The organism is Acinetobacter sp. YH12068_T (assembly GCF_024606005.1).
In the GTDB taxonomy this organism is placed as follows: domain Bacteria; phylum Pseudomonadota; class Gammaproteobacteria; order Pseudomonadales; family Moraxellaceae; genus Acinetobacter; species Acinetobacter amyesii.
The window spans coordinates 1,450,031-1,461,738 of the sequence record NZ_CP094555.1 but is presented as its reverse complement, the minus strand read 5'-3'; the positions used below and the strand labels follow the sequence as shown (position 1 = coordinate 1,461,738).

Annotated in this window: 10 protein-coding genes; 3 read left to right on the top strand and 7 right to left on the bottom strand. The window is 38.6% G+C overall.

Annotated elements, in window-relative coordinates; all coding sequences use genetic code 11:
- Nucleotides 1-40 precede the first annotated feature (40 nt).
- From MST18_RS07120 to MST18_RS07095, 6 genes are all read right to left on the bottom strand, one after another.
- On the bottom strand, nt 41-1,876 hold the full coding sequence (locus tag MST18_RS07120) for an IucA/IucC family siderophore biosynthesis protein (RefSeq protein WP_180133435.1): 1,836 nt from the start codon (nt 1,874-1,876) through the stop codon (nt 41-43).
- Complete coding sequence (locus MST18_RS07115) at nt 1,876-3,333, bottom strand: lysine N(6)-hydroxylase/L-ornithine N(5)-oxygenase family protein (RefSeq protein ID WP_180133436.1); 1,458 nt, start codon at nt 3,331-3,333, stop codon at nt 1,876-1,878. Before MST18_RS07115 ends, MST18_RS07120 begins: the two co-directional genes overlap by 1 nt.
- Nucleotides 3,326-5,110 carry an IucA/IucC family siderophore biosynthesis protein gene (locus MST18_RS07110; protein WP_180133437.1) on the bottom strand — a complete coding sequence of 595 codons (1,785 nt, stop codon included), beginning with the start codon at nt 5,108-5,110 and terminating at the stop codon, nt 3,326-3,328. Before MST18_RS07110 ends, MST18_RS07115 begins: the two co-directional genes overlap by 8 nt.
- A 120-nt stretch (nt 5,111-5,230) precedes the next feature.
- Nucleotides 5,231-6,396, bottom strand: a protein-coding gene (locus MST18_RS07105) for an IS3 family transposase (RefSeq protein ID WP_119285041.1) whose coding sequence is annotated in 2 segments (ribosomal slippage) — nt 5,231-6,138 and nt 6,138-6,396 — 1,167 coding nt in all. Because the reading frame shifts where the segments join, the coding sequence is not laid out codon by codon here.
- Between the two features lie 35 nt (nt 6,397-6,431).
- Nucleotides 6,432-6,677, bottom strand: a complete 246-nt coding sequence (locus MST18_RS07100; RefSeq protein WP_257250358.1) for a hypothetical protein — start codon at nt 6,675-6,677, stop codon at nt 6,432-6,434.
- A gap of 412 nt (nt 6,678-7,089) precedes the next feature.
- Nucleotides 7,090-8,255, bottom strand: a protein-coding gene (locus MST18_RS07095) for an IS3 family transposase (RefSeq protein ID WP_119285041.1) whose coding sequence is annotated in 2 segments (ribosomal slippage) — nt 7,090-7,997 and nt 7,997-8,255 — 1,167 coding nt in all. Because the reading frame shifts where the segments join, the coding sequence is not laid out codon by codon here.
- A gap of 163 nt (nt 8,256-8,418) precedes the next feature.
- On the opposite strand from MST18_RS07095, the gene MST18_RS07090 reads away from it, so the two are divergent.
- Nucleotides 8,419-9,096, top strand: a complete 678-nt coding sequence (locus MST18_RS07090) for a hypothetical protein (protein WP_180133977.1) — start codon at nt 8,419-8,421, stop codon at nt 9,094-9,096.
- A gap of 352 nt (nt 9,097-9,448) precedes the next feature.
- On the opposite strand, the gene ybaK is transcribed toward MST18_RS07090, so the two are convergent.
- Nucleotides 9,449-9,916, bottom strand: coding sequence for a Cys-tRNA(Pro) deacylase (gene ybaK / locus MST18_RS07085; RefSeq protein ID WP_180022788.1), 468 nt, complete (start codon nt 9,914-9,916; stop codon nt 9,449-9,451).
- Nucleotides 9,917-10,070: 154 nt separating this feature from the next.
- Between ybaK and MST18_RS07080 the strand changes: the two genes are divergently transcribed.
- Nucleotides 10,071-10,964: an acyl-CoA thioesterase II gene (locus MST18_RS07080; protein ID WP_180133976.1), complete on the top strand. Its 894-nt coding sequence runs from the start codon at nt 10,071-10,073 to the stop codon at nt 10,962-10,964.
- Between the two features lie 90 nt (nt 10,965-11,054).
- Entirely contained in the window at nt 11,055-11,690 is a 636-nt protein-coding gene (locus MST18_RS07075) for a CDP-alcohol phosphatidyltransferase family protein (RefSeq protein WP_180133975.1), read from the top strand.
- Nucleotides 11,691-11,708 lie beyond the last annotated feature (18 nt).

Sequence of the window (11,708 nt, the reverse complement as noted above, 5' to 3'; positions counted from 1 at the left end):
AATTTATTTAATCTTTTCTGTTCTTAGCTCAAAAATCTGCTTATGACGCAATACGGTTGGTTGTCGTTTTCTGTTCGGCGGTATGCTGCTGTTTCGCCCACTGATTTAACGTGTTTGGACTCACAGGATTTGCGATTGGATCTAAAAATACAGGTACTGGTCGTTCTGCTTCGTCGTTATAACTGGTGGTAAACAGCCGAACGCGGTTCAGACAAATTTTCTCGAAACTTGGACGGAACATACTGAATTTTTCAATACGATCTGCCAATTCAGGATGTGCCTGATGAAATTCGTCGATCACGCTGGAGATGGTTTGCCAAAACTCAAGTTCTGTATGCTCTGGATAATCTTCAAGGAAGACATTACAGATATAGCGGTAATGCACCATGAATAAACCTGTAAAGATAAAGTGACTAAGTTCTTCAGCAGGATGGCGCAGTAAAATTTGCCCTTCGGGTGGTAAATTTTCGAGTTCTGGAAAATCTTCATCAACTAAATTGACATCATCAATAAAGTCCTTCAGCACCATTTTTTTCGGTAAGCCATTTTCATGGATCAACATGGTGTTTTCACCGTGCGGAGAAAACGCTAAACCATATTTGTATAAGCAAATCAGTAGTGGTGTTACGCAGACTTCAGCAAAACGCTTCAGCCATTGCAAAGGCGTCAAACCTGAAGCCTGAATCAACACGGATAAAATAGATTGACCGTTTATGTCTCGATGTAACAATGCGGCTTGGGAAAGTGCCATCTCATGTTCACCAATACATGGCTCTACACTTTCACGCCATAAGCACCCAAACAATTCTTTAAATTGGTAAGGCGCACCGTCTATCTGATCAAAACATGGCTGTTGCAAAGTTAAACTTGCAACTTCACCCAAAAATGCTACCTGTGTTTTTTGCAGGTCTACATCATGATATTGAATGTCCTTCAGCCAAGCGGTCACCGCAGGTGCAGCTAAATTTCGTTTTGAAGGCAAACCTCGATAGACCGCCGTATTAAAGATACTGACAGGTAACTTCACATAATGACGTTCAGGATGACTGGTATTGCATAAGGTACGAATGGATTGCATTGGCACATAGTCATCTTGTCCAATGTCCAGCTCTACAATGCGCTGATCGACGATTTCATTGGCATAGGTGGGGATTAACCACTGATGCCATTGCCACGCATGTACAGGAATAAAGAAATACTCAGCAGCATCTAAGGCATTGTCCGCTAATTGCTGTTGAAAATCGTGTAATTGTGCAGAGTTCAACTCATGGCGATATAAGCTTTGCGCATCCCAAGCCTCGGTCGAACGAAACTCAGCTAAATCACGATGAACAGCTAACCACAGGACTTTGACCGTTGGAGAAATTTCTGGTGCGGAGCTTAAATAATCATCATAGCCAAAACCCATACGCCCTTTACTCATAATGAGCCATGGGTGTCCACGCAACATGCCTTCAATTTGATAGTGCGGTGCTGACAGCACAGCCTGACTCAGCAATCGCTGTTCATCAAAAACGTGTGCTTCAGCCAACCATGTATTGTTCATTTCTTTAATCAAATAAGCCTTGGTAAAAGGTTTCACTTCAGCTTGATTTGAAAATGCACGGATAAATTCATGCAGATTCCATGCGGGCTGTTCTGCCAATTCACCTGACTCGCGAACACTCCCTTCAACAATACGCCAATGCCCAAGCAGAAACTGAGTCGCTTTAAATTGATAGGTTTTGTCATCCAGTTTAAGTTGCCAAGTGTTATTTTCAACTTGCTGAATCTGAATAATTTCTTCATATAAAAATTCAGCAATCGCCATTTCAATCAGTCTTTGTCCTGCACGGCGCCACTGCGTTTGATTTATCTGTAATTTTGCAAATGTCATTATAATTTCTCGAGTTTAACCGCATTCTGTTCTTGCTTATTCGGCATGGTCGTATTGCGGTTCATTGCATAGTTGGCAATGGTTTTTTTAACGGATAAAGGTCTTTGGATATTGGTTGGCGCTGATTTCTTCACAATACCCATACTGTGCATTTCAGCATTTTCATTGGGTGAAAAATGTTGGAAACTTTGCGCTTGATCACCCAAATCGTATAAGTCAAAACCCAATAATTGATTAGCAATGACCGCTGCACGGTGAGCACCCAGCCCTAAATCTGGTGTTCCTACGCCGTGGCTGTGCATTTCCTGATTTTGAACAAAAATTTCACCGACAGCGTCATGCTGTACGCGGTAGTCCTGACTAATTTTCCAACGACCGAATTCATCACATTGAATCAGTGGTTTTAGATATTTGAGATATTGCCACTCTGGACTGTGATATCCCGTTGAAGCCACGACAAAGTCCGCATCTAGATAGAATTGTTCTGCCGTGACTTTATGCTGAAACTGCAAACGGACGCCCGCACTATGCGGCTCGGCAGCAACCAAACTCACCTGAGCATGTAAATGCGTCTGTTGAATATTTTGACCAATGCTTCGGTGATACAGTTTTTGGTAAATATCACGGATGGTTTTTGCACTGATGCCCTTATATAACAAACCTTGTTGTTTCAGTTGTTCGGCTTTATTTTCAGGGCTCAGTTGATAAAAATGCGTAGTATAATCCGGACTAAAATGCTCTAAACCAAGCGGCGCATATTCCATCGGGAAAAACCCATTAGAACGGGTCAGCCAATGCAATTTAAACTGCGCTGTTGTGGTTTGATCCTGCAAATATTGACGATCAAACAGATCCATAAAGACTTCGGCCGAAGACTGGCCTGATCCCAGTACAACCACATTCCCTTTCAAGTGATTTAACGCTGCATTGCAATAATTTGCAGAATGTAAGCAGCGCTCCGGATATTGCTGTTGTATGTCTTTTAGACACTGTGGTAAATGCGGAACATTACCCGAACCAATGACCAAATTTCGGCATTGATAACGTCTAAAACGTCCATCTTGCTCAACCATGACTTCAAAGCCTTGCTCTTGGGCATAAATGGCTTTTACGGTTGATTGATATTGAATATGCTCTAGTTGGTCTGCAACCCACTGACAATAATGGTTATATTCACGTCTAGGAATCTGAGCTTGTTCTAAAAAATAGAATTTATATAAACGCTGCTGTGCCTTTAAATAGTTTAAAAAACTAAAAGGACTGGTTGGATCAACCATGGAAACCAGATCGGCCATGAACGGCACTTGCAATACTGTATTGGGCAATTGCATACCCGCATGCCAGTCGAACTGTGGTTTCTTTTCAAAAAATTGATACTGCAAATGATTTTGCTTATGTAGCAAACTCGCCAAACTAAGGTTAAATGGCCCTAAGCCTATCCCAATAAAATCAAGCATATTGCACATCCTTCTGTTCCATACATAAAGGATTTGGCAACTGTACATAAACCGATTGCTGATCGACTGGGGCAATCAATTCATCCAGCTCATACAAGCGCGTCAACAGATTACCCTTATACGGCAAGGTCGGCTGATAAAGTAATGAATGAATCAATGAACTTTCTGGATATGCCCGATGTAAGTCCAACAGTTCATTTTGCAATATCGATATCAACACTTGCTCTGTGACATATCCAGTTGCACCAATTGCATTGATAATGCCGAATAAAGTATTACCAAAGAAATAATAGCTAAAGCGCTCATCGACAAAGGCTTTGGAACCCACGGCATGCGCTTTTTCTTGCAACTCTGGAAATGCGCTTAAGACCTCACCTGCTAGTTCTTCAATATAGTAAAAGCCTTGATTGTCACGCAGCCATAGATATTTAGGCATTGCATGTTCAAGCTCAAGTAAGACATTTTGCTGATGTGATTCAAAAGCCATTCCGTATTGATGGTACAAATACATCAGTGGTTTTAGACTGATAGCTAAGAATTGTTTAAACCAATTGATTGCAATGGTACTTTGATCAAGTTCAGGTTGTTGTTTTGCTATTTGTTCAAATAAGGCATTAAAACGGCTTTTCGGCTGTGCTGGATGATCTTGGCATAATGATGCAATACAACTCACCTGCTGCTTTTCACTAAAAGGCTGATCACGGAAGATGCAAATAGTTTCATCGACGATTTCATCATCTATGTTCAATGCCATCCATGCAGGATCATTCACCGCTTTGAGCGTTGGGCATTGTTGTAAAATACGTTCACCAAGACTTGAATGCCAAAGTCGATGGGTCATTTCACCACGGTGGCATTCTTTGGCAAGGTTGACTCGGATTGAATTGGTGATCATTACAGAAAGTGATGGTTTTAACATCCACGGCGCTGCAAAACTTGCCATGGTGCGTACCGAAGTCGTTGGGGAAAATGCCCAACCTTTCTCGCCAAAATCGATAATTTTTAATTTGGTTTTTAAACTTTTAAACCATGCTTTTGACTGTAAATAACGTGCTTGCCAAGGATGCAAAGGCAATAACTTATAATGCGAATAAGCATTCAGTAGTGCTTGATCTGTTTCTGATAAATGCCATTGCAATTCGCTTTTCAACTGCGATGATACAGCTTGATCTAAAGCTGAACCTTCTTGAATATATTCTGGAGCTACCAACCAATAATGCAGTTGGCTTAGACCTTTGGCTTCTGGCGAATACCTTTCCCAATCTTCATGCACAAAACCGACCCGACTTTTCGGTGCAGGATGCATGCTGTGCCCTAAAATTAAAGCTTGTTCCGATTCAATGAAACTTTGTTCCGCTTGGACTAAAGCCTCAAAATCATGTTCACGCAGTGTCAAAAATTGAGTAAGCGCTTCACGACTTTCGATCCAACGTTCTAATAATGATGAAGCATCCAGTGTATGACCTGACTCTTGTACGAGCTGTTCAAGTAATAAACTCGCGATCGCGGTGATACTAAATGACTGTTTCTGTCCCTTGTTAAAGACGTGTGGGAGATCTGCAAGACGATGTCTACCAACAAGGCTGACATAAGATAGTGGTACAAATAACTGTGATTGTATGCAATCTAAAGGGATGCATAACAACGTCAAGCCTTGGCTAAACGTCAATTGTGATGAATTCTGTTGATACTTTTCCAGTAAAATACCTTTACCGGTTTCTTGTGAGTATGCATTGACAAGATGCTGCATCGCCAAGCGATTAGCAAGCTCTTTCATCTGACCATATCCTCTATTTTTAAGCTTTTCCAAGCTTTGTCATGTAATTATGTTTCTTTAACTGTGCAATTAATGCTTTGATGTGTGCTGAATTAGCAGGAGACTTTCACTTGGGAGATTCTAGGCAGCTAACCGATAAAAGTCTTCTGCCATTTGATTTGGTGTCTTAAAATCCAAGCCTTTTTGAATTCTTCGCTGATTATAAAATAACTCTATATATTTTGTAATATCCGCTTTGGCTTCTTCCCTTGTTTTGTAGTTGCGATGATGGACTAGTTCATTTTTGAGTATGCCCCAGAAACTCTCTATCGGTGCATTATCAAAGCAGTCGCCTTTTTTGCTCATTGAACCCTGAAAATCAAATTTCTCAAGTAAGTTTCGATATTCATTACTGCAATATTGGCTGCCTCTATCTGAATGTACAATGAGATCTTTAGCAGGTTTCTGATTGCGAATAGCCATATTCAATGCATCACAAACAAGCTTGGCTGTCATGCGCTCATTTAAGCTATAGCCAACAACCTGTTTCGTGTAAAGATCTTTGACAGCTGCCAAGTACAACCAGCCCTCAGCCGTCCAAATGTAGGTAATGTCACTCGACCACGCAAGATTAGGCTTCGTCATTGAAAACTGTTGCTTGAGTAAATTGTCATAAATAGAACGGTTGTGATCACTGTTCGTGGTTCTTTTGAAACGCTTATGGCGCTTACAATACAACTGATTTGATTTTTTTATTTGGCGCACAGCATACGTACTTATTTTGATACCTTGCGCTTGTAAATGCTTGGTTAATCGAACATAGCCATAGCTTTGTTTGGTTTCTTCATGGGCTATTTTGACCAAAATTGTCTGCTGATTTCGCTGAATTGATCTTTTACTCATGCCTCGCTTTAGCCAATCATAAAAGCGAGAAACGGATACACGAAGTAATCGAGCCATTAAAATAATCGGAAATAAGTGGCTTTGCGATTTCATATAGGCGTACCTCACTGACTTTCTTTGGCAAAGTACGCTGCTGCCTTTTTTAAAAATTCACGTTCCATTTCAGCTGTTTTGAGCTGTTGTTTAAGCTTCTTATTTTCTTCGAGTAAGGCGTTTAGATCGGGCGAATACTGTTTTGTGCCTGCTAAAGTTCCAGCCTTTGCTTTGTTATTCCAGTTCGAAAGGGTTTGCATTGAAATGCCAAGTTGTCTAGCGGATTCCGATACATTACCTTGGTTCTCTTCAATGGCTTTTATGGCTTCAGCTTTAAATTCTGCGGTGTAAGTCTTCTGTTTCTTGCTCATGGTAAACTCCTAATGAGTATGTATAGTTTACCAAGTTAAACCCTCCTGTTTTTTAAGCACACATCAGGCGCAGCATTCGCAAATATACTTTTTTCTCTGTTGTTAAAGATTCCTTTGTAATAAAAAGACCTATCTGCGGTAAATTTTGAGTCATCCCCTTCATGCAATTCTCTAAAGAAGATCGATAACTGCATAAATCGACTTTTAGATGCTAAACTGTGTTTTTCTAATACAAAATTATAGATTTGCTCAATAATCGCTTTAGTATTTGAATAAGGCATTTTGTTGTCTCTTAATTTGATCACACTTTCAAATTACAGCTTTTAAATTAAAATACAACTATTTTAGTCGGATTTTAAATACCTATTTTTTATAAGTATTTTTATAATTAAACACCTTTAAGTGCTATTAATGAATCAACCTCTAAACATGAAGTTTTACTAAATTCTACTTCTGCGACTACAAACATTTTCGTTACTCAAAGCTAACTCTGAAAACAACAAAAAAGCCCACCTGTTTCCAGATGAGCTTACAACTACTTCCAATAGTGGGATACAGATAAAAAGAAAGCATCACTTGGAAGTTGCAATATCACTTTACCAGAGCCAAACTTACAACTCGTTGAGGTTGAATTAACATTAGGATACGCAGTGATGTGTGCTGAATTAGCAGGAGACTTTCACTTGGGAGATTCTAGGCAGCTAACCGATAAAAGTCTTCTGCCATTTGATTTGGTGTCTTAAAATCCAAGCCTTTTTGAATTCTTCGCTGATTATAAAATAACTCTATATATTTTGTAATATCCGCTTTGGCTTCTTCCCTTGTTTTGTAGTTGCGATGATGGACTAGTTCATTTTTGAGTATGCCCCAGAAACTCTCTATCGGTGCATTATCAAAGCAGTCGCCTTTTTTGCTCATTGAACCCTGAAAATCAAATTTCTCAAGTAAGTTTCGATATTCATTACTGCAATATTGGCTGCCTCTATCTGAATGTACAATGAGATCTTTAGCAGGTTTCTGATTGCGAATAGCCATATTCAATGCATCACAAACAAGCTTGGCTGTCATGCGCTCATTTAAGCTATAGCCAACAACCTGTTTCGTGTAAAGATCTTTGACAGCTGCCAAGTACAACCAGCCCTCAGCCGTCCAAATGTAGGTAATGTCACTCGACCACGCAAGATTAGGCTTCGTCATTGAAAACTGTTGCTTGAGTAAATTGTCATAAATAGAACGGTTGTGATCACTGTTCGTGGTTCTTTTGAAACGCTTATGGCGCTTACAATACAACTGATTTGATTTTTTTATTTGGCGCACAGCATACGTACTTATTTTGATACCTTGCGCTTGTAAATGCTTGGTTAATCGAACATAGCCATAGCTTTGTTTGGTTTCTTCATGGGCTATTTTGACCAAAATTGTCTGCTGATTTCGCTGAATTGATCTTTTACTCATGCCTCGCTTTAGCCAATCATAAAAGCGAGAAACGGATACACGAAGTAATCGAGCCATTAAAATAATCGGAAATAAGTGGCTTTGCGATTTCATATAGGCGTACCTCACTGACTTTCTTTGGCAAAGTACGCTGCTGCCTTTTTTAAAAATTCACGTTCCATTTCAGCTGTTTTGAGCTGTTGTTTAAGCTTCTTATTTTCTTCGAGTAAGGCGTTTAGATCGGGCGAATACTGTTTTGTGCCTGCTAAAGTTCCAGCCTTTGCTTTGTTATTCCAGTTCGAAAGGGTTTGCATTGAAATGCCAAGTTGTCTAGCGGATTCCGATACATTACCTTGGTTCTCTTCAATGGCTTTTATGGCTTCAGCTTTAAATTCTGCGGTGTAAGTCTTCTGTTTCTTGCTCATGGTAAACTCCTAATGAGTATGTATAGTTTACCAAGTTAAACCCTCCTGTTTTTTAAGCACACATCACAGTGAAACCAGCAGATAGTGTTGGATACGTAACTCCTATTCCTCCATATTAGAAATATATTTTTAAACTAAATTCAGCAGCTAAGCGTGTAAAATAATGAAACAAATAATATTTCCATTATTACTATCAATCCTTCCACTTTCAGCTTGTGGTAATTCAAGTGAAACAGCCTCCCCTGCACAAAGCTCAACAACTAGAGCTGATGCTGAGCTTTCTCCAGAAAGTAAAGAAATCATCAATGAATATAATCAGATATTAATTCAATCTCAAAGTGAACTGGACCCTCAAAAAACCAATCAAATGCTTAAAAAAATTCTACCTAAAATTTCTAAAATTAACTCAGAGAATGAACAAAATAACCTTTCACTAAACATCAATATACGTCTTGGCAATTATGAAGAAGCCTTTGCTATTACAAATAGAATTTTAGAAAAAAAAGAAACAACCAATATGAAAAATTTTCAATGTTTACTCATTGAAGTTTTAAACAAACCAAAAAAGGATATTGAAGACTGTTTTTTATACAACGCTAATTTATATAAAAAACAGTTAGATAATATGCCCAAAAATGATCTCTATTACGACCAAACAGAATGGGCTTACTATGCGAGCTTATTCCATGCAGGTAAAACAGAATATAAATCTAAATTAAAGCAGCTTGTGGACTCAAAAAAATCTCCAGAAGACAAAGAAATATATGAGTCGCTCTATGAAATAGAAACTATTCCTGATGGTAGAAAATCAATCTTAGATAATTACAAATCCCAAATGTAATGCAAAAAAACCAGCCCATGGTTGGTTTACAATATTATTAATATATATACATAAAAGCTACCACCCCTCATTTCACATCAAATCTGGCATCAATTTCTGCGCGCTCGGTATTTCTCATATCAATTCAAGAAGCACCATATATATACCTACTAATAATCAAATTTAGCCTACAATCCTAAATTTAGTACCCTGTATATCGAATATAAAAAGCTGCACCATGTCCAATAAATCCGTGACACTTGATGCGTTATCGAACCAAAAAGCCGCTCAATGCGGCTTCTGTTATTTTATAGATTATAAGTGGGAGGTATTCCCTCTAAATTCACTTAAATTTAAGTAGGCAAAAACGCATTTAGACATCAATCACATCAGCAAAGTTTGCACCCAAAACTTTTGCTAAATCTTCGGGTTTTAAACCAATATCCAAACCACGCTTACCGCCACTCACATAGATTTTAGCTAAGTTCTGTGCAGAAGCATCGATCACAGTTTTTAAGCGTTTTTTCTGTCCAACTGGACTAATACCACCAACCAAATAACCAGTTAAACGCTCTGCATCTTTTGGGTCAGCCATTTTGAGTTTTTTACAGCCAAATGCTGTGGCTACTTTTTTCAAATTTAGCTGATATTCAACTGGCAATACGGCAACAAAGTAATTTTTATCGTCCGTAACCATCAAGGTTTTAAAGACTTCTTCGACCGTTAAACCAAGTTTTTCCGCAGCTTCCAAACCAAAACTTTTTGCTTCTGGGTCATGGTCATATTCATGAATTGTAAAGTCGATTTTATTAGATTTTAAGAGTTTACATGCAGGTGTCATTGCTTTTTCGTCATTCCATTCGGACAACTAAGAAAACTCGATTATAAGCCCATTCTAGAAAGACCGGCGAAGACTTTTATATTTTTCATGAACACGACTTGTGCAATAAGTTTGAGTTGAATACATTTAAACAAAGCAAAAATTTTAAAAAAATATGACAACGCTGACTCAAGACCTCATCCAATTATTATCTGTAGTGCCCAAAGATCAGGGCTACTTTTTGGCACAGAGCAAACCTCTGTTTGGTGACCATATTTTTGGTGGGCAATTACTTGCTCAGAGCATAGTCAGTGCATCCTTTACCTGCACACTCCCACTCCACTCTTTACATGCCAACTTTATTTCTGCGGGTCTTGCAAATCATCCCGTATTATTTAAAGTCGAAAATTTACGTGATAGCCATAGTTTTTCTACACGACAAGTGACCGCCATACAGCATGGCAAACCAATATATATGGTGATGTTGTCCTATATGAAAAACGAAACGGGTATGGAGTATCAAATACCCGAACCAGATCTGATCCAACAGTTTCCACCAAGTATGCTCAAAGAGGAGCAATTCTATAAATCGCAAATCCAATCATCTATTTCACCTGAATATCTGGCCACATTTTTACAGCCTTTTCAGCTTATATCTAAACCGATTGAATACGTGCTGACAGATTTTCCACCGTCCGGTCAAGCTTCTGTCTTAAATCAAAATCAATATGCAGAATATTTAAAACTCCATGATGCCTTGGATGCACAATTTGACCAACTTCATATACATCAGGCCATTGCAGCATATTATTCAGACTATAATTTATATTCTGCGGCGCTCAAAACACATGGTTTAAATTATCTGTCTCCTGAAATCATCGCAACCAGCCTTGATCATTCGATGTATTTTCATCATACCTTTCGGGTGGATGATTGGGTTTTCTATGACATGAATACCACCCGAACCTCCCAATCACGTGGGCTTAGTCATGGGCAAATGTGGCAAGATGGAAAATTAGTCGCAAGTACTACACAAGAAAATTTAATGCGTTATACAGGCGAATCGTGAGGCCTGTGACAATCTTTAACATTCAAATTCTTGTTAAGTTAAGCATCAAGCGTATAAAATTCATGCAAATCATACCGCTATAACAATAATATGCCTTCGATCTACCAACTTAAACCTGCATTTCAAAACCTACTTCGACCTTTGGTTAAATCACTTCAGCATCTTGGTATTACAGCAAATCAAGTAACACTACTAGCAATGTTCATTTCGCTAGCTGTGGCATTTTTTATTTATATCTATTTCTCTCACAACGGTATTGGCATTTTACTGTTGATTTTCCCCGTGTGGATGCTTATTCGAATGGGCTTCAATGCCATAGATGGCATGCTGGCACGTGAGTTCAACCAACAATCCAAACTCGGTGCTTTTTATAATGAATTATGTGATGTGATTTCTGACTCAGCACTCTATTTTAGTTTAATTTGCTTTGCTTTTATTCAAGCTGAATTACTTATTTTAACCTGTTTTCTCGCCATACTTGCTGAATATACAGGTGTGATGGCGCCATTAGTGGGTCAAGAACGTCGCTACGATGGTCCAATGGGAAAAAGTGACCGTGCTTTTGTATTTAGTATCATCTGTATAGTGATCGTGACTTCTTCTATATTTAACTTCGGTTTAAATACATTGTCTCTTATTTGCAATAGTATTTTGATTATTATCATCTTTTTATTATTTATCACGATTTATAACCGCATTAAAAATAGCATTATCAACCCACAATAAATTTCAGTTTAGATCGTC